The organism is Roseixanthobacter psychrophilus, assembly GCF_043195195.1.
GTDB lineage: Bacteria > Pseudomonadota > Alphaproteobacteria > Rhizobiales > Xanthobacteraceae > NCEH01.
The window spans coordinates 1-22,540 of sequence record NZ_JBAFWT010000011.1 but is presented as its reverse complement, the minus strand read 5'-3'; the positions used below and the strand labels follow the sequence as shown (position 1 = coordinate 22,540).

Annotated in this window: 24 protein-coding genes; 11 read left to right on the top strand and 13 right to left on the bottom strand. The window is 66.2% G+C overall.

Going from position 1 to position 22,540, the window contains the following annotated elements; genetic code table 11:
* Nucleotides 1–9 precede the first annotated feature (9 nt).
* The gene (locus tag V5F77_RS12215) at nt 10–1,269 is read left to right on the top strand and encodes an amidase (protein WP_429005628.1); all 1,260 of its coding nucleotides are present in this window, start codon (nt 10–12) and stop codon (nt 1,267–1,269) included.
* Between the two features lie 116 nt (nt 1,270–1,385).
* On the opposite strand, the gene V5F77_RS12210 is transcribed toward V5F77_RS12215, so the two are convergent.
* Nucleotides 1,386–1,652 carry a hypothetical protein gene (locus V5F77_RS12210; protein ID WP_429005627.1) on the bottom strand — a complete coding sequence of 89 codons (267 nt, stop codon included), beginning with the start codon at nt 1,650–1,652 and terminating at the stop codon, nt 1,386–1,388.
* 304 nt (nt 1,653–1,956) lie between these two features.
* Between V5F77_RS12210 and phnC the strand changes: the two genes are divergently transcribed.
* From phnC to phnE (V5F77_RS12190), 4 genes are all read left to right on the top strand, one after another.
* Complete coding sequence (gene phnC / locus V5F77_RS12205) at nt 1,957–2,772, top strand: phosphonate ABC transporter ATP-binding protein (protein WP_429005626.1); 816 nt, start codon at nt 1,957–1,959, stop codon at nt 2,770–2,772.
* Between the two features lie 268 nt (nt 2,773–3,040).
* A complete protein-coding gene (gene phnD / locus V5F77_RS12200; RefSeq protein ID WP_429005625.1) occupies nt 3,041–3,961 on the top strand; it encodes a phosphonate ABC transporter substrate-binding protein in 921 nt (306 codons plus the stop codon).
* A gap of 71 nt (nt 3,962–4,032) precedes the next feature.
* The gene (phnE, locus tag V5F77_RS12195; protein WP_429005624.1) at nt 4,033–4,929 is read left to right on the top strand and encodes a phosphonate ABC transporter, permease protein PhnE; all 897 of its coding nucleotides are present in this window, start codon (nt 4,033–4,035) and stop codon (nt 4,927–4,929) included.
* Nucleotides 4,926–5,786, top strand: coding sequence for a phosphonate ABC transporter, permease protein PhnE (gene phnE, locus V5F77_RS12190; protein WP_429005623.1), 861 nt, complete (start codon nt 4,926–4,928; stop codon nt 5,784–5,786). The genes phnE (V5F77_RS12195) and phnE (V5F77_RS12190) overlap by 4 nt, the downstream gene beginning before the upstream one ends.
* Before the next feature lie 34 nt (nt 5,787–5,820).
* Here phnE (V5F77_RS12190) and V5F77_RS12185 read toward each other — a convergent pair whose 3' ends face one another.
* The 4 genes from V5F77_RS12185 to V5F77_RS12170 form a co-directional block, all read right to left on the bottom strand.
* The gene (locus V5F77_RS12185; RefSeq protein WP_429005622.1) at nt 5,821–6,660 is read right to left on the bottom strand and encodes an ABC transporter permease; all 840 of its coding nucleotides are present in this window, start codon (nt 6,658–6,660) and stop codon (nt 5,821–5,823) included.
* Between the two features lie 458 nt (nt 6,661–7,118).
* Nucleotides 7,119–8,309: an ABC transporter substrate-binding protein gene (locus V5F77_RS12180; RefSeq protein ID WP_429005621.1), complete on the bottom strand. Its 1,191-nt coding sequence runs from the start codon at nt 8,307–8,309 to the stop codon at nt 7,119–7,121.
* Nucleotides 8,296–9,123 carry an ABC transporter ATP-binding protein gene (locus V5F77_RS12175; RefSeq protein ID WP_429005620.1) on the bottom strand — a complete coding sequence of 276 codons (828 nt, stop codon included), beginning with the start codon at nt 9,121–9,123 and terminating at the stop codon, nt 8,296–8,298. The genes V5F77_RS12180 and V5F77_RS12175 overlap by 14 nt, the downstream gene beginning before the upstream one ends.
* On the bottom strand, nt 9,120–10,220 hold the full coding sequence (locus tag V5F77_RS12170) for an acyl-CoA dehydrogenase family protein (protein ID WP_429005619.1): 1,101 nt from the start codon (nt 10,218–10,220) through the stop codon (nt 9,120–9,122). Before V5F77_RS12170 ends, V5F77_RS12175 begins: the two co-directional genes overlap by 4 nt.
* A 110-nt stretch (nt 10,221–10,330) precedes the next feature.
* Between V5F77_RS12170 and V5F77_RS12165 the strand changes: the two genes are divergently transcribed.
* On the top strand, nt 10,331–10,555 hold the full coding sequence (locus tag V5F77_RS12165) for a hypothetical protein (protein WP_429005618.1): 225 nt from the start codon (nt 10,331–10,333) through the stop codon (nt 10,553–10,555).
* Here V5F77_RS12165 and V5F77_RS12160 read toward each other — a convergent pair.
* Nucleotides 10,540–11,532 carry an AraC family transcriptional regulator gene (locus tag V5F77_RS12160; protein WP_429005726.1) on the bottom strand — a complete coding sequence of 331 codons (993 nt, stop codon included), beginning with the start codon at nt 11,530–11,532 and terminating at the stop codon, nt 10,540–10,542. The genes V5F77_RS12165 and V5F77_RS12160 overlap by 16 nt on opposite strands.
* A gap of 175 nt (nt 11,533–11,707) precedes the next feature.
* Here V5F77_RS12160 and V5F77_RS12155 point away from each other — a divergent pair, with 175 nt between their 5' ends.
* Together V5F77_RS12155 and V5F77_RS12150 are read left to right on the top strand one after the other, a co-directional pair.
* On the top strand, nt 11,708–12,475 hold the full coding sequence (locus V5F77_RS12155) for a 3-hydroxyacyl-CoA dehydrogenase (RefSeq protein ID WP_429005617.1): 768 nt from the start codon (nt 11,708–11,710) through the stop codon (nt 12,473–12,475).
* A gap of 14 nt (nt 12,476–12,489) precedes the next feature.
* Nucleotides 12,490–13,692, top strand: coding sequence for an acetyl-CoA C-acetyltransferase (locus tag V5F77_RS12150; RefSeq protein ID WP_429005616.1), 1,203 nt, complete (start codon nt 12,490–12,492; stop codon nt 13,690–13,692).
* Nucleotides 13,693–13,814: 122 nt separating this feature from the next.
* Here V5F77_RS12150 and V5F77_RS12145 read toward each other — a convergent pair whose 3' ends face one another.
* Together V5F77_RS12145 and V5F77_RS12140 are read right to left on the bottom strand one after the other, a co-directional pair.
* Nucleotides 13,815–15,107, bottom strand: a complete 1,293-nt coding sequence (locus V5F77_RS12145) for an ATP-dependent DNA helicase (RefSeq protein WP_429005615.1) — start codon at nt 15,105–15,107, stop codon at nt 13,815–13,817.
* Nucleotides 15,104–16,105 (bottom strand): adenosine kinase, encoded by a 1,002-nt coding sequence (locus tag V5F77_RS12140; protein WP_429005614.1) that lies wholly within the window; start codon nt 16,103–16,105, stop codon nt 15,104–15,106. The genes V5F77_RS12145 and V5F77_RS12140 overlap by 4 nt, the downstream gene beginning before the upstream one ends.
* A 299-nt stretch (nt 16,106–16,404) precedes the next feature.
* Here V5F77_RS12140 and glmM point away from each other — a divergent pair, with 299 nt between their 5' ends.
* Together glmM and V5F77_RS12130 are read left to right on the top strand one after the other, a co-directional pair.
* Entirely contained in the window at nt 16,405–17,748 is a 1,344-nt protein-coding gene (gene glmM, locus V5F77_RS12135) for a phosphoglucosamine mutase (protein ID WP_429005613.1), read from the top strand.
* Between the two features lie 151 nt (nt 17,749–17,899).
* A complete protein-coding gene (locus V5F77_RS12130) occupies nt 17,900–18,610 on the top strand; it encodes an outer membrane protein (protein WP_429005612.1) in 711 nt (236 codons plus the stop codon).
* A gap of 12 nt (nt 18,611–18,622) precedes the next feature.
* On the opposite strand, the gene V5F77_RS12125 is transcribed toward V5F77_RS12130, so the two are convergent.
* The 5 genes from V5F77_RS12125 to V5F77_RS12105 form a co-directional block, all read right to left on the bottom strand.
* A complete protein-coding gene (locus tag V5F77_RS12125; protein WP_429005611.1) occupies nt 18,623–19,033 on the bottom strand; it encodes a response regulator in 411 nt (136 codons plus the stop codon).
* Entirely contained in the window at nt 19,030–19,425 is a 396-nt protein-coding gene (locus tag V5F77_RS12120) for a response regulator (RefSeq protein WP_429005610.1), read from the bottom strand. Before V5F77_RS12120 ends, V5F77_RS12125 begins: the two co-directional genes overlap by 4 nt.
* A 185-nt stretch (nt 19,426–19,610) precedes the next feature.
* The gene (locus V5F77_RS12115) at nt 19,611–19,976 is read right to left on the bottom strand and encodes a hypothetical protein (protein WP_429005609.1); all 366 of its coding nucleotides are present in this window, start codon (nt 19,974–19,976) and stop codon (nt 19,611–19,613) included.
* Nucleotides 19,977–20,116: 140 nt separating this feature from the next.
* Nucleotides 20,117–20,344 carry a cysteine rich repeat-containing protein gene (locus tag V5F77_RS12110; RefSeq protein WP_429005608.1) on the bottom strand — a complete coding sequence of 76 codons (228 nt, stop codon included), beginning with the start codon at nt 20,342–20,344 and terminating at the stop codon, nt 20,117–20,119.
* A gap of 179 nt (nt 20,345–20,523) precedes the next feature.
* Nucleotides 20,524–21,600, bottom strand: a complete 1,077-nt coding sequence (locus tag V5F77_RS12105) for a carbon-nitrogen hydrolase family protein (RefSeq protein WP_429005607.1) — start codon at nt 21,598–21,600, stop codon at nt 20,524–20,526.
* A 357-nt stretch (nt 21,601–21,957) separates the two neighbouring features.
* Here V5F77_RS12105 and V5F77_RS12100 point away from each other — a divergent pair.
* A partial coding sequence (locus V5F77_RS12100) for a branched-chain amino acid ABC transporter permease (RefSeq protein WP_429005606.1) occupies nt 21,958–22,540 on the top strand: 583 nt, incomplete at its 3' end.

Below are 22,540 nucleotides of genomic sequence, written 5' to 3'. Positions count from 1 at the left end.
GACCTTCCCATGCTTTTCGCCCGCGACCTTGCCCACGATGTGCGATCCGGCCGCCTCACGCCCCTCGACCTTGTGAACTTGTGCGCGCAGGCGATTGCCGAGCATGAGGAAGACGTGCGCGCCTTCGCGGCCCTCGACCTCGACGCGGCCCGCGCCGCCGCGCAGGTGCCGGGCCGGGCCGACCGCCCGCTGGCCGGCGTGCCGTTCGCGGTGAAGGACATCCTCGACACCCGCGAACTGCCCACCGAATATAATTCCCCCGCCTATGCGGGACATCGGCCGGCGGCCGACGCGCCGGTGGTGACCCAGGCGAAGCGCGGCGGCGCGGTGCTGCTGGGCAAGACGGTGACCACGGAATTCGCCTTCCTGCAGCCCAGCGGCACGCGCAATCCGCACCGCCTCAGCCATACGCCGGGCGGCTCCTCCGCCGGCTCGGCGGCGGCGGTCGCGGCCGGCATGGTGCCGTTCGCCATCGGCACCCAGACCGGTGGTTCGGTGGTGCGGCCGGCGTCCTATTGCGGCGTCACCGGCTACAAGCCCACCTTCCGCACCTTGCCGACCTTGGGCATGAAGACCTTTTCCTGGCATCTCGACACCATCGGCCTGTTCGGCGCCCGGGTGCAGGACGTGGCCTTCGCCGTCGCCGGCATGACCGGACGCGACCTCGATATCGGCAATGAGGTGGCGCAGGCGCCGCGCATCGCCGTGATCCGCACGCCGCGCGCCGACCAGGCCGACGCCGACGCCCATGCCGCGCTCGACGCGGCCGCCCGCGCGGTCGCCGCCGCCGGAGCGAGCGTCACCGAGATCGACCTGCCGCCGGAACTGGAAGCCGCCGATACGATCCATACGACGATCCAGGATTTCGAGGCCGCCATTTCGTTCGCGGACGAATACGACCGGCTGCGCCACATGCTCTCGCCGCTGCTGGCGCGCCATCTGGAGCAGGCGGCGCTGATCGAGCCGGACGCCTATGATAGCGCAAGGCGCACCGCCAAGCGGGCGCGCCAGCGGCTCGGCGACTTCTTCGCCGATTACGACGCCATCCTCACCTTCTCCGCCCCCGGCACCGCGCCGGAAGGCTATGGCACCACCGGTTCCGCCATCTTCAACCGACTGTGGACGCTGATGGGCACCCCGACGGTGAACGTGACCGGCCTTTCCGGCGCCAATGGCATGCCCATGGGGGTGCAGGTCGTGGGGCGTTTTGGGCGGGATCGCACGGCCCTCACCGTCGCCGCGCTGGTGGAACGCGCGATCCAAAACTGAAATACAATATATCAGCATCCATCAAAGTGCAGTGCGAAACTGCTAAGCGTGCGGGATCGCTCAATTCTCTGAAAGGCGCGCTGCAGCGCAGAATATTCAACCGCGCTGCGGCAGCGTTATTTGCTTTTCCATTTTTTCTTCTTTGTTAAGCTTCGCGCGGAGATCGACCAAAAAAGGACTTGGGAAGTGGACCTGGGCTCGATACTCGACGTGTTGAAAGTGAGCAGCGCTTTTGCCGTGATCGGCGCGGTGCTCCTGGGCATGTTCTGAGTTTGGCCACACGCCCAAGCCGCCTTCGCAGAAGACCAAAAATCACGAAGGGCAAGGTCGATCAGCGCGGCGCTGGAGACGAACTCTCCGGCGCCGCGTGCCTCCTCCGCCATCCGCGCGCATGTCCTGCCCCCCTTGCCGCGGTGCGCATTTTTTTATCCATCGCGTTCGCACCATCTTCCCCTCGGGAAGGATCCGCCACCGCGCCGGACGGACGGTCCGCTAGGTCTTTGACCCTAAATGTCTTTTTGTTGCGACAATTGAGCTGTGACGCAGCCTCGCGCCATCAGTGACAGATTTATGAAGCTTCGCCTTGAAGGATTTGCAAGGCTGCGGCGGCGTCCGATCACCCCAGTGTCATAAGACTGTTGCGGCGCACCCCTAAGGATCTGCCCGGTAAGCACCGGAGCAAAACCGATGATGGTGATCGAAGGGCTGACCTGCCGATTTGGCGATAAGGTCGCCGTGTCGAACGTCAACCTAGAGATCGGTCAGGGCGCCTTTATCGGCGTGATCGGCCGTTCGGGCGCAGGCAAGTCCACCTTGCTGCGCATGATTAATCGCCTCCAGAATTCCAGCAGCGGCGCCATCCGTTACGACGGCGTCGACGTCACCGCCCTCAAGGGCCGGGACCTCAGGCTGTGGCGCGCCCAGGCCGCCATGATCTTCCAGCAATTCAACCTGGTGGGCCGGCTCGACGTGCTCACCAACGTGCTCATGGGCCGCCTGTCCACCATGCCCCGCTGGCGCGCCCTCAGCAAAGTGTGGAGCGAGCAGGACAAGGCCATTGCCCTGACCGCGCTCGACCAATTCGACATCGCCCAGCTCGCCGCCCAGCGCGCCGACAGCCTCTCCGGCGGGCAGCAGCAGCGGGTGGCCATCGCCCGCGCCCTGGTGCAGGAGCCGGGGCTGATCCTGGCCGACGAGCCCATCGCCTCGCTCGACCCGCGCAACACCAAGGTGGTGATGGACGCGCTGCTGCGCATCAACAAGCATTTCGGCATCACCGTGATGTGCAACCTGCACTCGCTCGATCTCGCGCGCACCTATTGCGACCGCCTGGTGGGCATGGCGGGCGGCCGCGTGGTGTTCGACGGCGCGCCCGAAGCCCTCACCGAAGGGGTGGCGCGCGAACTCTATGGGCTGGAGGCCGGCGAGGTCATGGACCTCGAAGGCGCCCCGGCCGAACCCGAATTCGAAGGCGCCCTGGCGCCGGGAACCGCCACCGTGTGAGGCGGCGCCGCTCCGGCCGCGGGACCTCCGCGCCGGGCTCGAAAGGGGTGCGTGCCGCGCGCGCCCCCCGCGTACGTGCACGCCATGTGGTCGTGCCGCCAGTGTGTCGCGTGCAGCCGCCCGCCACCTGCCGGCACGCCCGTGCGTGGTGCAGAGACCCGATCCTCTTCGCGCGGCCCGCCGCGCGCGGTTCCCAAGACGTACGCGTGACTTCAAGCGTTTCCATACCCCGCGTTTTTCCATACCCCGCATCCTCAAGGAGCGAGACATGCTGACCCGTCGTACCCTCATGACCGTGGCGACCGCCGCGGTGCTCTCGGCCGGCTTCGCCGGCGCCGCCGCCGCCCAGGATTGGAAGGCCAAGTATCCCGAGCTGGTGTTCGCGGTCATCCCGGCCGAGAACGCCTCGGGCGTCACGGATCGCTACCAGCCGCTCATGGACTATCTCTCCAAGGAGCTCGGCGTGAAGGTGACCCTGCGCGTCGCCAACGATTATGCGGCGGTCATCGAAGGCCAGCGCGCCGGCAACGTCCAGATCGCCGCCTACGGCCCGGCCTCCTTCGCCCGCGCGCTGCTCACCGGCGTGAAGACCGAAGCCTTCGCGATCGAAGTGAACCAGGACGGCACCAAGGGCTATCATTCGGTGCTCTATGTGAAGGCCGACAGCCCCTACAAGTCGATCGAGGACCTGAAGGGCAAGAACCTCTGCCTGGTCGATCCCAACTCCACCTCCGGCAACAACGTGCCGCGCTTCGCCCTCAGCAAGATGGGCATCACCCCCGACGCCTATTTCGGCAAGGTGGTCTATGCCGGCTCGCACGAAAACGCCGTGATCGCCGTTCAGCAGGGCACCTGCGACGCCGCCTTCAACTGGTGGAACGACGAGAACGAATCCAACCTCATGCGCATGGATCGCAAGGGGATGGCGAAATACGCGGATTACCGCATCGTCTATAAGTCCGACCTCATCGTGAACTCGCCCTATGCCTATCTGTCGGACCTGCCGGACGATCTGAAGGCGAAGATCCGCGATGCCTTCTTCTCGATCCAGAAGAACGACAAGGCCGCCTTCGACAAGATCTATGAAGGCAAGGCCCAGCCCTGGCAGGCGGTCGACAACGCCGCCTACAAGCCGGTGGTCGATCTGATCAAGTTCGTCGACGAACTACGCAAGAAGAAGGCGTCCTGACGCCGAAGGAGCGGCCCGGCACCCCGCCGGGCCGCTCTTTTTTTTGCCCGACGGACCAGAGCAAAGAGACCATGCCCTTTCCCCTGCCCCATGCCTTCGCGACCCTGCCAGCCGAGCAGCTTGCGCCACTGGCGCGCCATTATGCGGCGGCCATGGCCTCGCGCCGGCGCCATGTCTATATCGGCCTCGCCGCGATCGTGGTCTGCATCGCCCTCTCCTCCTGGATGGGCGAGGTCAAGCCGGGCGTGTTCCTGGAAAATGCGGGGCGGCTCGGGAATTATTTCTACGACATCACCCCGGCCCTCACCCTGGCCAATCTCGGCGCCGACCTCGGCGAATGGTTCTGGAACCTGGACCATTGGCTGAGGCTGCTGTGGGATACCATTCTCATTGCCTATCTCGGCACGGTGTTCGGCGGCATCGGGGCGTTCTGCCTGTGCTTTCTCGCCAGCGCGAACCTCGTGCGGTCACCCTGGATCAGGATGGGCGTGCGCCGCTTCCTGGAATTCTGCCGCACCGTGCCGGAGATCGTGTTCGCCCTGCTGTTCGTGGTGGCGTTCGGCCTCGGCCCCATGCCCGGCGTGCTGGCGCTGTCGATCCACACCATGGGTTCGCTCGGCAAATTGTTCGCCGAGGTGGTGGAGAACATCGACATGAAGCCGGTGGACGGGGCGACCGCCTCGGGCGCCGACTGGGTGCAGACCGTGCGCTTCGCGGTGCTGCCCCAGGTGCTCTCCAATTTCGCCTCCTACGGCCTGCTGCGCTTTGAGGAGAATGTGCGCGAGGCCGCCATCATGGGGTTCGTCGGCGCCGGCGGCATCGGCCAGGACCTGGTGGAGGCGATCCGCAAATTCTATTATTCCGATGTCTCGGCCATCCTGCTGCTGATCATCGGCACGGTGGTGATCATCGACCTCGTCACCGAGCGGGTGCGCCATTCGCTGCTGGGCACGGAGCGCCGCGCATGAACCGCGCCCGCCTCACCCCCGATGCCGCCGGCCGCGCCCGCCTCGCGGCCCTGCATCCGCAGATCTTCAATCCCTCCCTCGCCCAGCGCGTCTGGACCTTGGGCTCTATCGTGGTGCTGGTGCTGCTCGCGCTCTATGCCATGTGGCAGCTGGAATTCAGCTTCGCGCGCATCGGCAGCGGCATCCGCCAGCTCTGGCTGTTCATCACCCTGATGGTGCCGCCCGACCCCGGCACCCAGTTGCACCTCTATATCCACGCGCTCGGGGAAACCCTGTCGATCGCCTTCCTCGGCACCTTCGTCGGCGCGGTCATCGCCGTGCCGATGGGGTTCCTGGCCGCCCGCAACGTGGTGCCGAATCTGGTCCTGCACATGCTGGTGCGGCGGATCCTCGACGTGCTGCGCGGCATCGACCGGCTGATCTGGGCGCTGATCTTCGTCACCGTGGTGGGCCTCGGGCCGTTCGCCGGCATATTGGCCATCGCCACCGCCAGCGTGGGCATCCTGGCGAAGCTGTTTTCCGAGGCCATCGAGGCCACCGACCGCAAGGCGGTGGAGGGCATTCTCTCCACCGGCGGCACGGCGCTGGATGCGGTGCGCTTCGGCCTGCTGCCGCAGGTCATGCCGGTGCTCACCAGCCAGGTGCTCTACATCTTCGAGAGCAATTCGCGCCAGTCCACCATCGTCGGCATCGTCGGCGCGGGCGGCCTCGGCCTGCATCTGGTGGAGCAGATCCGCGTGCTGGAATGGCAGAAGGTGAGCTTCCTCGTCCTCATGATGCTGATCATGGTGGCGGTGATCGACTTCATCTCCTCGCGCCTGCGCTTCGCCATCATCGGCCGCAAGGACGTGGTCTGAAGAGGGCGCTCGCTGAGGTCCGCCGCGTCGGGCCTCAGCCTCCCGGCGCCCACATGCGGTAGAGCGCCCGCGCGAGGCTGTCCAGGGCGAAGCCCAGGATACCGATCAGCAGTACCGTGGCCATCAGCTCCGAATAGGCGAGCCGGTCGCGGGTATCGAGGATGAAATAGCCGAGCCCGGCGGACACCCCCAGCATTTCGCACGGCACCAGCACGATCCACAAAATGCCGATGGCCAGCCGCACGCCGGTCAGCACATGGCCGAGCACGCCGGGCACCACCACCCGCCACAGGGTCTCCAGCGGCGTTGCGGCCAGGCTGCGCGAAAGCTGGAGCCAGCGCGGGTCGAGCGCCCGCACGCCGGCGGCGGTGTTGAGCAGGATCGGCCAGACGGCGGCGAAGGTGAGCAGGAAATAGATCGGACTGTCGCCGACCCCGAACACCATCACCGCGATCGGCATCCAGGACAGCGGCGAGATCATGCGCAGGAATTGGAATGCCGGACTGGTGGCCGCCTCCACCATCTGGAAACTGCCCACCGCGAGGCCCAGCGGCACGCCGATCAGCAGCGCGAAGCCGAGTCCGACGCCGATCCGCTTCAGGCTCATCATGACATGCAGCGGCAGATCGGAATGGAGCAGCAGATCGAACAGGGCCGGCACGGCGGTCAGCGGCGAGAATCGGGCGAGGAACGAGCCCTTCTGCGCCAGCACGTCGGTTCCCAGCCACCACAGAGCGAACACCACCGCGAGCCCGCCCAGCCCGAGCGCCAGCCGCGCGGCAAACGCGGTCGGCCCGCCCGTGGTCCGGGCCGGCGCGGACCTGGCCGCAGCGGGCGGAAGGGGGGCGGTCGATATGTCCGGCTGGTGCGTCATGTGCGGCTTCAATCTATGAAAAAACGCATTGGTGGGAAACCGCGTCGGGGCGGCGCGATGGTTTCCCGCCTCTCCACCCCACCTCTCCCCTACCCACCCTCTCCGTACCCACCTCTCCCCCACGGGGAGAGGTCGACCGCGCAGCGGGCGGGTGAGGGGGGTCGCGCCCTCAAAATCCGCTCTCGGCCCCCTCACCCCAACCCTTTCGCCGGCGGGGAGAGGGGGGGAATCCTGACACCCCCACCTCTCCCCCACCGGGAGAGCGGAATCCTGAGCCTTCACCTCTCCCCGAGGGGGAGAGGTCGACCGCGCAGCGGGCGGGTGAGGGGGTTCGCGCCCTCGAAATCCGCTCTCGGCCCCCTCACCCCGGCCCTCTCCCCGGCGGGGAGAGGGGGTTGCGTCCGACAATAGAGGGAGCAAACCGGAAAGAGAGCGGCAAGACGCCCCAAGACCGCGCCTTACACCACAATGACTTCCTGCCGCTCGAACCCGTCCGGCGCGCCGAAGGCGCTGAGGCCGCCGGCCGCAAGAACCGCCTTCTTCACAAAGCGGTCGTCCACCAGATCGCGCGCCGCGAACGCCGGGTCCAACTGGTCGAGAAAGGCATGGTCGCCCTCGATCAGCGTGCCCTTCAGGCGACGCACCAATTCCTCGGTGTAGCTGGCATAGGGATAAGGCTGGAAATCGATGCGCTGCTCGCGCCATTCGGGATGGCGGATGGCGCCGGAGGCCACATAGGCCGCCTCGTCCGCAGGCGCCGGCGCCAGCACCTTGGTGAGCACCGCCGGAGTGTGGGGGGTATATTTGTTCGGCCCGTCCTTGGAGAGCAGAAGGGCGGTCTCGGCCCGGTGGGAGCGGGTCCACACCTGCGCCTTGACCATGGCATTGACCACCTTCTGCGACCATTCGGGCCGCTCGTTCAGGTCGCGCTCGTGCATGAACACGACACAGCACGCATGGTCCTTCCACACGTCGCCGGTGAAGCGCAGCACCTTGCCGATGCCCTGCAGCTCCGCCGCCGCATTGAACGGCTCGGCGACGATGTAGCCGGCCACCTGCTTGGTGGCGAGCGCGGGCACCATGTCGGAGGGGGCCATGATGACGAGGTTCACCTCGTCGGCGGCGGGCGTGCCGGTGCGCTTGCTGACCGGGGTGAGGCCGTTTTCCTTCAGCAGGGCCTGCAGCACCACATTGTGGATCGAATACCAGAACGGGATCGCCACGGTCTTGCCGCCGAGATCCTTCACCGAATTGATCTCCGGCAGCACGGTGAGGCCCGAGCCGGCCATATGGTTCCACGCCACCACCTTGGCCGGCGCCTTGGAGCCGAAGCGCGCCCATACGGTGATGGGCGAAAGCAGGTGCACCACATTCACCTGGCCCGAGATGAAGGCCTCCACGATCTGCGCCCAGGAGCGCAGCAGCACCGGCTTTTCCGCCTTGATGCCCTCGGCTTCGAAATAGCCGTTCGCGTGCGCCACCAGGAGGGGCGTGGCATCGGTGATCGGGAGATAGCCGATGCGCACCGGGGCGTCGGGCTCCTGGGCGCGGGCCTGATAGGCATTCAGCAGCGGCAGCGCACCGGCAGCGGTGAGCAGGGCGGAAAGCTTCATGATGTCGCGACGGGAGAAATACTCATGCGTGGGCATGGCTGACATCCGTGTGCTGGCGGCGAACCGCATTGCGGAGGGTCGAGAGGATTTCGATGCGCAAGGTGCCCAATTCCTCCACCGCATCCTCGCGGGGGAACGGCAGGGCAATCGTCCATTGGCCGATCTGCCGGGCCGGCGCGCCGCCGAGCAGAACGATGCGGTCGGAGAGAAGAAGCGCCTCGTCGATGTCGTGGGTAATCAGGATCGCGGCGGTGCCGGTATCCGCCACCACCTTGCGCAGGAGCACCTGCATTTCGGCGCGGGTCACTTCATCCAGTGCGCCGAATGGTTCATCCAGCAGCAGCACCCTGGGCTTGCGGGCCAGGCACCGGGCGAGCGCCGTGCGCTGGGCCATGCCGCCGGACAAAGCTGAGGGATGCTGGCGACGAGCATGGGAGAGCCCCACTTCGGCAATGGCCGCGCTCACCCGCGCCTCCCGCTCGGCCCGCGACAAGGCGGGCTGGTGCTTGAAATCGAGGCCGAAGGCGACATTCTTTTCCAGCGTCAGCCAGGGCAGAAGGCTCGGGTCCTGGAACGCCACGGCAACGCGCGGATGCACGCCGCGCAGGGGCGCATCGTCCATCAGCACCGTGCCGGAGGTGGGTGCCTGGAGCCCGCCGAGAACCCGCAGCAAGCTGGATTTGCCCACCCCGCTCGGCCCGAGGATGGTCACCACCTCGCCCGGTGCAAGGATGAGATCGAAGCCGGAGAGCACATCTTGTGCCGCGCCAGGATAGCGCAGGGCAATGCCCCGCGCCTCAAGGGCGGGGCCGGACCCCGCCTCACGGTCGGAGGAAACAGGCAGGCTCATGCTGCGTGGCCACTTCCCGGCGCGGCCTTCGCCGCATGCTCGGCCAGGGCCGCCTTGAGCTGAACCAGGTTCGGCGTAATCACCGGAAGGAAGGCGGATTCGCGCCAGCGGCGCGCAAAATCGCGTCCCGGCGTGGCGAGATAGGCTCGCCCGCCGGACGCCTGCAATTCCAGCCCCACGGCCGTGCTGGCGATCTCCGCAAGGGCAATGCGGATCTTGAACAAGGGCGCGGCGGCGGCGGCGAAGGCCCCGCTCGCAAGCCCCTCGAACAAGGCATTCTCCTGCACGTCCACCGCGCGGGCGGCCTCGGCGATGGGCGCGCTCAAGACATGGCGGCCGGCATCGGCGATATGGCCGCGCGCCTCCTCCAGCGCCCGCCGCGCGAGGCCGATGGACATGCCGATCTGCAAGCCGAGAAACGCCGGGCGCACGCGCGGCAGCCATTCCGCCGCGACCGGGTGGAGAATATCGGCCGGCGACAAGGCAAGGTCGCGGATCGTCACCGCCGCCGTATGGGTGCCGCGCATGGCGATCAGGTCGAGGTCCGTCGACCGCTCCAGGCCCGGCGCGTCCGAGGCCAGGGACGCGACGAAGGCGGTGCCCTCCCCATTTGCGACGGCAGCGGCGACATGAAAGCCCTGCGGCCGCAGGTTCGTAACCCACGGCAACTTGCCGTCGAGCCGATAGCCCCCCTCCCCCGGCCGCGCGCTGACCTGAAGACCTTCCAGGCCGGCCAGAAACTTCATGGCATTGGACAGGCCGGTGGCGCCGGCCAGAGAGCCCTCAAGCAGCGGGGGAAGATGCCGGCCGCGCAGATCCTCATTCGGGCTCTGGAGCAGATATTCGATATAGGTGCGATGGCCCCACAGGACAAAGCCGGCGGCAAGCGAGCGGGCCGAAGCCTGCGCGATCGCCCGCACCCCGTCCGCCACCGTCCCGCCACTGCCCCCCAACGCCTGCGGCACGCCGGCCGCCACAAGCCCGGAGCCGGCGAGCGCCGGCAGCAGGTCCGCCGCCTGCGCGGTTGCGGTGTCGAGGCCATCGGCCGCGCCATCCAGCCATTCGAAGAAGGCGCCTGCGCCTGTCACCTTAGACATGAAGGACGTCTTCCCGCTGCGTTCGACCCATCGTGCCCGAAGCCGCATGCACGGGCGGCACGGGCGGCGCCTTCACCATAGGAAATTGGCGCCGGCCTCGCGACACAGATATGCTGGAACCGCCTATCACGCAACAAGACTGGATTGATTCAAATTTTACAGATTTAGTTCGCATTATGATCCACGCACGCCTCGCGAAGAATTCTGCGGAACTTGCGATTTCCTCGGCAGAATTCCCCGAAAGAACGCCGAACCTGCTCTTTTCCGCGGCGTTCTTCCCGCCCGGCGCCGATCCCGCAGCGATCGCCGCAAATCGGTCTCAACCGGCAGCTTGACCGTGGTTCCGGCTCCTGCGGAAGGCGGCAGGGCTCATGGCGGCCCATTTGCGGAACGCCCGGTGAAAGGCGCTCGGCTCAGCAAAACCAAGCACTTCCGCGATTTCCGCCACCGGCCGCGCCCCGTCCGCCAGCAGGGCCATGGCCCGGTCGCGGCGAATCTCATCCTTGATCGCCTGGTAACTCTGCCCCTCCTCCCGCAGCCGGCGCCGCAAGGTGGAGGCCGGCAACCGCATCTGGCGCGCCAGCTCCTCAAACCGCGGCCAAGCGGCCGGAGACGCCTCCCGCAGACGCCGCCGCACCCCGGCGGTGAGGCCCGCATCATGGCGGTAGCGCACCAGGATATTGGCGGGTGCGCGCTGGAGAAACTCCTTCAGGGCCTTCTCGTTGCGGATCACTGGCAGGCGCAGGAACTCGGCATCGAAGGCCAGCCGGCTGAGGCCCTGCCCGAACCCGACGGGCGCGCCGAAGAATTGGCGATATTCCGCGCCCCGCTCCGGCTCGGGGCAGCGAAAATCCACCAATCGCAAGGAGATGCGCCGCCCCACCAGCCAGCAAGCAATGCCGTGCAGGATGATCCAATAGGTGCGGTAGGCGAAGGCGGACCGCGCCGGCCCGGCCTCCCGGAGGAGGATCTGCGCCAGCCCGTCGGCCACCACCAATTCGCCCGCCGGCTCCTCCAGCATCACATTGAGGAACCGCAAGGTGCGCCGTAGTGCCTGCTCCAGCGTGGCGGTGTGCAAAACACATTGGCACAGCAAGGCAAAACCGCCCGGCCGCAGGGGCCGCAGGCCGAGGGCAAGGAACTCGTCGTCCAGCGCCCGCGCGATCTCCCGCCACAGCAGGCCATATTGCTCAGCGGAAACCTGCTCGCCCACTTTGGGCGGCAAGCCCGCCGCCAGAAGCAGCGGCACGGGATCGAGCCCCCGCGCCCGGACGCAGGTCAGCATATCCTCCACGAAGCCGGGGGAGATCATGCGCCGGCCGGCATCATTCTCGAAACCCTGCCCCGGCACGGATCACCTCATTGCAAAAGCGATCATCATTTTATGATCAGGTGGGCATGGATTGCCATATCATCCCGGCGTTAAGTCGCACCATCGAAACGCCGTGCGGACCATCAAGGACGCGGCGTCGGGAGGACGAAAATCCATGCAGATCAAGGACAAAGTCTTTCTCGTGACGGGCGCCGGCTCCGGGCTCGGCGCGGCGGTGGCGCGCCATCTGGTCAGCGGGGGAGCGAAGGTCGTCGTTGCCGACATCAACGCGACGGCAGGCGAGGCGGTGGCGCAGGAGTTGGGTGCAAGCGCTCGCTTCTCCCCCACCGACGTGACTCAGGAAGCCGACGGGCAAACGGCGGTCCGCCTGGCGCTGGAGAGCTTCGGTCATCTCCATGGCCTGGTGAACTGCGCCGGCATCGCGCCCGGCGAGAAGGTCGTGGGCCGCGAGGGCCCGCACCGGCTGGAGAGCTTCGCGCGCGCGGTGAACATCAATCTCATCGGCACGTTCAACATGATCCGCCTTGCCGCCGACGCCATCGCGAAGGAGCAGCCCGGAGCGGACGGCGAGCGCGGCGTGATCATCAACACCGCCTCCATCGCCGCCTATGATGGGCAGATCGGCCAAGCCGCCTATGCGGCCTCAAAGGCCGGCGTGGTCGGACTGACCTTGCCGATCGCCCGCGAGCTGGCGCGCCTCGGCATCAGGGTTGTCACCATCGCTCCGGGCATCTTCGAAACCCCGATGATGGCCGGCATGTCGCGGGAGATCCAGGACGCGCTCGGCAAGAGCGTACCCTTCCCGTCCCGCCTCGGCCATCCCGGCGAATACGCCGCCCTGGTCCAGCACATTTGCGAAAACACCATGCTGAACGGCGAAGTCATTCGCCTCGACGGCGCCCTGCGGATGCCTCCGCGCTGAAGGAGTTTCACATCATGAGCCAGCAAGACTCCCAAGCCGACCCCATCGTCATCGTTTCCGCTGCCCGCACCCCCATGGGCGGCTTCCAGGGCGAGTTGAAGGACATGACCGCCCCGCAGCTCGGCGCCGCCGCTATCGCCGCCGCCCTGGAGCGCGCCGGGCTCCCGCCCGAGGCGGTGCAGGAAGTGGTGTTCGGCTGCGTTCTGCCGGCCGGCCAGGGCCAGGCCCCGGCGCGGCAAGCCGCCATCGGCGCCGGCCTGCCGCTCTCGGCCGGAGCCACCACGGTCAACAAGATGTGCGGCTCCGGCATGAAGGCCGCCATGTTCGCGCATGATTTGCTGTTCGCCGGCAGCGCCGAGGTCGCCGTAGCGGGCGGCATGGAGAGCATGACCAACGCGCCCTATCTGCTGGATCGCGCCCGTTCCGGCTATCGCATGGGCCACGGCAAGGTGCTGGACCACATGTTCTTCGACGGGCTCGAGGATGCCTATGACAAGGGCCGCCTCATGGGCACCTTCGCGGAGGATTGCGCCGAGGCGTTCCAATTCACCCGCAAGGCGCAGGACGATTTCGCCATCGCCTCCCTGGAGCGCGCCCAGAAGGCGATCTCAAACGGCAGCTTCGTGAAGGAAATCGTTCCCGTCACCGTCAAGTCGGGCAAGGCCGAGCGGGTGGTGCGCGAGGACGAGCAGCCGCCCAAAGCCAAGATGGACAAGATCCCGACCCTGAAGCCGGCCTTCCGCGAGGGCGGCACGGTGACGGCGGCGAACTCCTCCTCCATCTCGGATGGTGCCGCCGCACTCGTGATGATGCGCCTGTCGGAGGCGGAGAAGCGTGGCCTTACCCCGCTCGCGGCGGTGCGCGGCCACGCGACCCATGCCCAGGCGCCGAACCTGTTCCCCACCGCCCCCATCGGCGCGATCCGGGCCTTGAGCGCCCGCACCGGCTGGGATCTGGAGGATGTGGACCTGTTCGAGGTGAACGAGGCGTTCGCGGTGGTGGCGATGGCGGCCATGCACGACCTTGGCCTGCCCCATGAGAAGGTGAACGTGCACGGCGGCGCCTGCGCGCTCGGCCATCCCATCGGCGCGTCAGGCGCGCGGGTGCTGGTGACTTTGCTGGCGGCGCTGGAAAAATACGACCTCAAGCGCGGCATCGCCTCGCTGTGCATCGGCGGCGGCGAAGCCACCGCCATGGCGGTCGAGCGCCTGTCCTGAACGCGACCCGACCGGACTTGAGACAAGGCGACCGGGGTCGCCTTGTCTTGCCCTTGAAGCCTGCGCCGGACGTGTGAAGCCCGCGCCGGACCTGCATCCCCCCAGCACGCGCGGCCGCGCGGCTACATTTCGCCCGATTCAAAAGCGGCCATGAAGGCGGCAACGCGCCGGTCCACGCGAATGTCGGAAGGACGGATCTCGCGCACCAGCGACATGCCCTCCAGCGACCGGGCGCGCGACAACGCCACATAGGCTTGCCCGGCGGCGAAGGCGCCATTGTCGAAATCGATTCGCACGTCTTCCAAGGTCAGGCCCTGGGCCTTGTGCATGGTCATGGCCCAGGCGGGCACAAGCGGAAGCTGGGTATAGGCACCCACCACCTGCACGTCGATGCGCCCGGACGGCTCGTCCCAGCCGTAGCGGATGCGCTCCCAGGTAAAACTCTCGATCTCCACCGTCGCGCCGCTGTCGAGCCGGACCACGGCGCTATGGGCGCCGATGCCCACCACCGTGCCCACCGATCCATTGACCCAGCGCCGGGCCGGATCATTGCGCAACGTCATAACGCGTGCCCCAGGCTTGAGCACGAGGCGTTCCGGCACCGGCAGGCGGTCGCCCTCCAGGCCGAACTCGCCCTTCAGCACGCCGCCGAATTCGCGCGCCTCCCCCGCCAGATTGGCGAGGCCGCGCTGGTTATAGGCATCCGCCCGCGCATTGGTGGGGGTGAGAAGCACCGGCTGCACGCCCGGCCGGTGCGGCCGCACGCAGGCGGCATTGATCGCTTCCAGCGTCTCGCGCATGCGCTCGCCCCGGCGCAGATTGGCGAGATGGGCAATAAAGGCGCGGTCGCTCTGGCGATGCACGGTAAGGAACGGGGCGCGGGCCAGTTCCTGTTCCGCCAGCGCCTTCGCGTGAAAGGCGAAGGGCCCCTCGTAGCCCATGCGGGAGAGCATGTCCTGCTCGGCCAGCGGCACCACCGGCGGCAATTGCAGGAAATCGCCCACGAGCACCATCTGCACGCCGCCGAAGGGCTCGGAATTGTCGCGCGAAATGCGCAGCGCGCGGTCCACCGTGTCGAGCAGATCGGCACGCACCATCGAGATTTCGTCGATGATGACGCGGTCCAGCTTCTTCAGCAGGCGCCGCACCTGCACCCGCGGCTTCACCTCGTCGGGATTGAGGATGCGCGGGGGAATGCCGAAGAAGGAATGGATGGTCTGCCCGCCCAATTGGAGGGCGGCAACGCCGGTGGGCGCCAGGAACACCTGACGTCCGCGCGGCATCTTGCGCAATTCGTGCAGGAAGGTGGTCTTGCCGGTGCCGGCGCCGCCGAGCACCAGCAAGGTGCGCGCCCCGCCGTCGATCTGGCGGAGCGCGCGCGTGGCGCCGTCTTCCTGCGCGACAAGCTCGTTCACTTCAGAAGGCCGCCCTCTTGCGCCAGGACGATCAGGTCCTTCTGGGGCCGTGCGCCGAGATGGGAGATGACCTCGCTCGCCGCCAACGCCCCGAGGCGCAGCGCTGTCGCGGGATCGCGCCCGGTCGCGTGGCCGAACAGGAAGCCGGCCGCGAACAGGTCGCCGGCGCCGGTGGTGTCCACCACCTCCAAGACCGGATGCGCCGGCACCGAGACCGTTGCATCGGCGGTGAGAAAAACCGCACCCTTCTCGCTGCGGGTGACCACCGCCTGGCGGGCGTCGCGGCGCACCTGCACCAGGGCGGTGTCGATGTCGGCCGTCTGGTAGAGCGACTTCACCTCGGCTTCGTTGCAGAACACGAGATCGACGACGCCGGTGCGCAGCAGGTCGAGGAATTCGGCGCGATAGCGATCCACACAAAAGGCATCGGACAGGCTCAGCGCCACCTGACGACCGGCCGCATGGGCGATCTCCGCGGCCTTGAGGAACGCCTGCTTGGCCGGCGGCGGATCCCACAGATAGCCTTCGAGATAGGTGATGCCGGCACTCTCCACAACGGCTGCATCAATCTGTGCCGGGGTGAGGTTCTGCGCGGCGCCCAGATAAGTATTCATGGTACGCTCACCGTCCGGCGTCACCAGAATCAGGCATCGGGCCGTGGCCGGCCCCTCGGGGGCTGCGGGGGTCGCATAGGCGACGCCGGCGGCGCGGATGTCATGGGCGAACACCGTGCCGAGGCCATCCTGCCGCACCAGACCCACGAAGCCGGCACGCGCACCAAAGGAAGCGATGCCCGCCGCCGTATTGGCCGCCGAGCCGCCGGAGATTTCAACGCCCGGACCCATCGCGCCATAAAGGGATTCTGCCCTCCCTTCATCGATCAACGTCATGGAGCCCTTGGGCATGGCCTGGGACAGGAGGAAGTCCTCCTCTGCGCGGGCGATGACATCGACAATCGCGTTGCCGATGGTGAGCACATCGAGGGTCGGGGATGGCACGGGAAAGACACTCCTGGAAAAGCCTGTTGCGCCCAGCGGTAGCACCCAGCCGCCGGATCGGGCAATCTCAAGTCATGTGTTTCGCGCCATCGGTCACGTTTTGGGCGTTTCAGGTAGGAATTGTCACCTACGCTCATAAAAATTGACCCGCCTTGACGTTTCGCCATGCTACATGGCGGTGAACGCTGTGCGAATTGGGTTTGGCACCTTTCAGGAACGGGCGGAGCGCGGATCCTCTGCAGCTCGTCTCGGCACCAGGAGACCAGGCCTCGACAACCAGGGGTGCGGGGACCCATCAGATGACACGCAAATATTTCGGCACTGATGGCGTCCGCGGCCGCGCCAACGCGACGCTCACGGCGGATCTCGCCCTGCGTGTCGGCATGGCCGCCGGAATCATCTTCCGGCGCGGCGAGCATCGTCACCGGGTGGTGATCGGCAAAGATACGCGCCTGTCGGGATACATGATCGAGAATGCTCTGGTGGCGGGGTTCACCTCCGTCGGCCTCGATGTCCTGCTCCTTGGTCCCATGCCGACGCCCGCGGTCGGCATGCTGACCCGTTCCATGCGCGCCGATCTCGGCGTGATGATCTCGGCGTCGCACAATCTGTTCGACGACAACGGCATCAAGCTGTTCGGCCCCGATGGATTCAAGCTGTCCGACGCCATCGAGATGGATATCGAGGAACTGGTCGATCAGGACCTCAGCCGCAAGCTCGCCAAGCCCACGGAAATCGGCCGCGCCAAACGGCTGGAAGGCGTGCACGCGCGCTACATCGAATATGCCAAGCGCACCTTGCCGCGCGGACAATCGTTCGAGGGGCTGCGCGTGGTGGTGGATTGTGCCCATGGCGCGGCCTATCGCGTCGCGCCCGAGGCGCTGTGGGAACTGGGCGCCGACGTGATCGCCATTGGCGCTGAACCCGATGGCATGAACATCAACCGCGACGTCGGGTCCACTTCGCCCGCAGCCCTCTCGGCCAAGGTGCGCGAAGTGCGGGCGGACATCGGAATCGCCCTCGACGGCGACGCGGACCGCGTTCTGATGGTTGATGAGAAGGGCCATATCATCGACGGCGACCAGATCATGGCCGTCGTGGCGGAGAGCTTCAAGGCGGACGGCCGGCTCTCGCGCAACGGCATCGTGGCCACGGTGATGTCCAACCTCGGGCTCGAGCGCCATCTCGCCGATATCGGCCTCACGCTCGCCCGCACCTCGGTGGGCGATCGGTACGTGCTCGAGCGCATGCTGTCGGACGGCTATAATGTCGGCGGAGAGCAGTCCGGCCACATCATCCTGTCGGATTATTCCACCACCGGCGACGGCCTCGTGGCGGCCTTGCAGGTGCTTGCCGTCGTCGCCGGCAAGGACCGGCCGGCATCGGAGATCTGCCATCGATTCGAGGCCCTCCCCCAGATTCTCAAGAACGTGCGCTATCAATCCGGCGCGCCGCTGGAGAACGAGAAGGTGCAAGTGGCCATCGCCAATGCCGAGCGGCGGCTCGCCAATCGCGGGCGGTTGCTGATTCGCCCCTCCGGCACCGAGCCGGTGATCCGCGTCATGGGAGAAGGCGACGACCGGGAGCTGCTGGAGACCGTGGTCGACGATGTGATCGACGCCCTGAAGCGCGTCGCCGCCTGAAAGGGCGGCGCTCCGCCGGGCTCGCCTGACCCACACCAATGCCAGGCCCAAGGTTTGGAAGAGATTTGTTAGGGTTAACGGCCATTTAAGCATCTGCTGAGAGTGTGGGTGAGCGCGAAGCGGAAACGCCTCGCACCCCCTCGGATCCCGCATGATGCCCTTGCTCCTCCCCCGCCTCGCCACACAGATCGCCATCGCGCTGCTGGCAAGCCCGTTGTTGGCGGCCGCGAGTCTTGCCGCGGACCTGCCCCCGGGTTTCCTTGGAAAGGCGGGAGATTTCACGCTGAATGCGCCGGAGGTGGAAGAGGATTCCCCCTCCGGCTGGTACTTCCGCGCCGACGCGGGGTATGCCGCGACCAATATCGCGGCGCAGACCGGCGCCCTGTCGTTTCCGGTCAGTTCCCAAGACGGCACGTGGACGATCGGCGGCGGCCTCGGCTATCGCTTCACGCCCTGGCTGCGGACGGACGTGGCGATGGATTATCTGGCCCCGTTCAATGCCGCAGCCACCGGCGGCGATGCGCGCGTCACCGTCACAACGGCCCTTGCAAGCGCCTATTGGGACATCGCCACCTGGAACGGCCTCACCCCTTATGTCGGTGGCGGACTGGGATTCGGCATCGTGGCGCTGGAGCGCGATCCCTTCCTCTCTGTGGGCGGAATCAGCACCCAGAGCTGGCAATTCGCGTGGGAACTGGCAGCCGGCGTAAGCTGGGCGCTGGCCCCGAGCCTCAACCTGGATTTCGGCTATCGCTATATTGCCATCGATATGCCGAGTACGTCCGCTTCGGCGGGCATAATTGCGCTTCAGGATCTGAACACCCACCAGTTCCGTATCGGCGTGCGCTACGCCCTGAACTGACGCGCCGTAGCCTCAGCGGCTGCGGGCACGGGCCGCCATCAGCCGCTTGATGCGGTCCACGACCGATTCCGGCTGATAGGGTCGCGCAAGATGCGGCCCTTCTTCGCAGAGTTCCGCCGCTTCGTTGGCCGCCCGCGTCGGGGTCCCCGCGAGGATCACATCGACGGCGGCGTGATGTTCCCTCACGAACGCGGCGAGCGCGAAGCCCGCGAGCCGCCCGGGTGCCACCACGTCAGCGAGCAGGATATCGAAAGGCTGTTCCGCATTGGCCAGCAGATCCAGCGCCTCGTCCGCGCTCGCCGCCTCCGCCACCTGATATCCGCAAGTCCGAAGATATTCCGCAAGCACGTGGCGGACCAGGATATCCGCATCCAGAACCAGGACACGGGGGCGTTCTTCGAATACTTGCCCAGCCTCGTTCATTCGTCCTCCGCACGCTCTAATATTGCAGATATACGAGCGACAGCGTCACTCAAGATGTAGGGCTTCGCGATGAAGGGAGGCGCGTCCCCGCCTTCCAGCCGATCCAGATGGCCCGACGTGATCAAGACCGGAAGGTCCGGGCGCTCGCGCTTCAGTCGGCGTGCGAAAGCAAGCCCATCGAGGCGGCCGGGCATGCGGACATCGGTAAAGACAAGATCAACCACCAGCCCAGCGGCGAGTACCATCAAGGCTTCCTCGGCGGATGCGGCCTCGACGACGCAAAAGCTTTGGTCCCGCAGAGCCTCAGCGATCACCAAGCGAACCAGCGGCTCGTCCTCGACGACAAGAATTGTGCGGGGAGCCTCATCCGGTTGCGGCAGGTGCTCCATCATGGCCGTCAATGCCCGGGTCCCCCTAAGGCGCCGTTCGGTTAGCGTAACGCGGTTCGTGGGGAATGGTTCCGGTTGAGCTGATCACTCGCGCCCCCCTCCGGTGCTGTCCATTCGACGCAAATCGATATGAATAAGCGACCGCACGAAAGAGCGGCGGCCCGCGGCGAGGCGGCGATCTTTTCCTCCTAATGCGCGCCTTCGGGCGGACGCTCAGCGCTGTCCTGGACGCGAAACGCCCGAACAGCAGCGCTGCGCCGCACCCGTTCGCCAAGTTCCGCCAGGAATGCCCGTGCGATCATGGCATCGAAGCCCTCTATGAAGGCGAGCGTCGAGATATTCTCGAACGGAGGAGAAATGACTTCGGCCGACTTTCCGTTTTCGTCGAGATAGGTGGCGCCGAACCAGATGGTGGGCTCCGCCTCTCCTTCATGGGCGCCAAAAACCCGGAACTTGTCCGCGCCCAGTTCCTTCGCGGCGCGCTCGACTTCGTCCCACATCATCAGTCGGTTTGCCGTGGACGCGGCTTCCGCGCCCGCCTCATTATCGACCATCGCGCACTCCGCACATGCCCGCCTTTGAGCCTCGCCTGCCGCAGCCAAATGTCAACTGCTGCGCCGAGCGCCATGTCCCACCAGATTGCGACGCGATCTGGTGGGACATGGCTGCGGGAGTTTGCGGAAATGAAGGCCGACTACATGCTCTTCTTCATCTTCTGAAGCGCCTGGGCGCAGCCCACGCTCATCTCCTTTGAATGTGCCTTCAGGCAGGTCATGAGGCGACCTTCACCGGGCGGCACGCCCTTGCAGAGGCGCTGGATATCGGCCTTGCAATAGGTGGCGAGGTCGCTTTGCTGGGCCGATGCCGCGCTGGCAAACACGATGGTCGACACAAGTGCGAGTGTCACGACATGAAAGCGCATGATTTTGTCATCCTGATTGCCCGTACCCTGCGCATTAGATCGGGCATTGCCGGCCTATCCAAGGGCGCCACGCACCAGAATGGGGTCTTGGCCAATAATCGCCAGGGCAACAGGGCCCCGCCGGCTGCGAGAAACGATACCGTTCCTCCGCCGGGGTGGCTCAGGTCGCGCTTATACGCTCATATGGCTCCGGTGACCCGCATGAACATCGACTCTTCGCTCTGGTTCAAATCGGCCTTCGGCCCCAGGAAAGGCTCCGTCGTCTCGGCAGCGACATGGGCAGAAAAATGCGCTGGCTCGCGGGGCGTGCGATCCACGTTCAGCTGGAAAATGTCGAAGCGGTTGTAATAGCCCACCACGTCATGAAACTGCTTGGGCTCCACGCATTTGGCGACATCGATATCGGCATAGAGAATGCCCTCGTGCTCGCTGAGCACGTCACCGATCACGTCGGAGGCGGGATCGAGGATCATGGAAACGCCGCGCGGCGAATTGTCGACGATCTCCAGGCTGGCCTTGTTCATGCTGCCGATCGCCTCGCGCATCGCGGCATCGACGAAGCCGGAAGCGACGATGTTGAACACCTTGGCCTCGAAGGCATGCGCCCCGGCGCGGATCTCGATGGCGCGGCGCAGGTCATAGGCCCCGTCTTCCTGCGGCGGACGGGTCGGCCAGATCGGCGGATAGGATGAGATATGCACCTGCTCGCCTTCCGCCATCAGGGCATAGCGGGCGAGCGGATTGGTGTTCTCCCCGCAGATCAGCATGCCGATACGGCCGATGTCGGTGTTGGTGACGCGCAGGCCGCGTGCATCGCCGCTGGCCCAGACCAGCTTCTCATAGAAGGTCGGCACCAGCTTGCGATGGTGGTTGAGGATCGCCCCATCCGGGCCGATGAGAATGTTGGAATTCCAGATGCACCCGACGCTGGCGTCCGTGCCCTCGGTGAAGCCCAGGGACACGAACACACCGTGCCGCCGCGCGGCCGTGCGGACGATGCGGATCGCCCCATCGGAGAGCTTCTGCGCCTCCGCCACCAGGGCTCGGAAGAAGCCATGGTTATAGATCGGCGCCTGAAGGGCCGCCCATACGGGAAAACCGGGCAGGAAGGATTCGGGAAACGCCACCAGGGCCGCTCCGGCCCGCGCCGCTTCAGCGATGAGGTCGCAGGCTTTCTCCGCCGTTTTCTGCGAATCGAGGAAGACCGACGAGGCGTGGCAGGCGGCGGCCTTGAAGCGGGGGTAGTGGATGGTCATGACGAACACTTTTCGGAAGTGACATTGCGCCCTGCGGGGCGGTTTCAAGGGCATTTGTGAGCGCACGCGCCAGCGCCGCAAACCGTGAATTTCCGCACGCACCCTTGCAACGACCGCCGCCATGCCCCGAGATGTTTCCAGAAAAGTGGAGATGGCACGTATTGCGCATAAGACCGGAGCCGGCAGACCCACTGTCGCACGCTGCCACGTGGCCTCCGCCGAGGTTGAATGCCTTCTCCCTAAGCAATTGCCGCACATTAAGGCATATCTTTTGCGCAAAGCCCATTGCATCTTTTCATGGTACCGCTGGACGCGTGTAGCGATGACCATCCTCAAAACCAACCCGACCAGAGAGCTATGTCGAATCTTATCATCGCCCTGACAATCAACGGTCTAGTCTGGGGGCTCATCGTCGCCCTGATCGCCCTTGGCCTCTCGATCATCTTTGGGTTGCTGGACATCATCAATGTCGCGCACGGCGATTTTTTTATGGTCGGGACCGTGCTCGGCCTCGTCGTCACCGGCATTACGGGGTTTTGGGTCGCCCTGATCCTGGTGCCGCTCCTGGGCTTCCTGCTCGGGCTCGTGGTGGAGCGGCTCGTGATCCGGCCGGCCATAAGTTCGGCATCGCTGACCATCGTCACCACCTTCGGACTGTCGATGATCCTCCAGGAAGTGGTGCGCGCCACGTTCGGCCCGCAGGCCCGGCGCATGCCGCCGCCGATCCCCGGCACGGTGCACATGTTCGGCATCGATTATGATGTCTATCGCCTGTTCGCCGCGCTGTTCGCGGCAGGGGCCATCGCGGTGTTCTTCCTCTTCCTGTCCCGCACCACCCTCGGCACGTGGATCCGGGCGGTCCGTCACGATCGGGAAACCGCCACGGCGCTGGGCATTCCCGTGACGTTGGTGTGCGCATTCACCTTCGCCCTCGGAACAG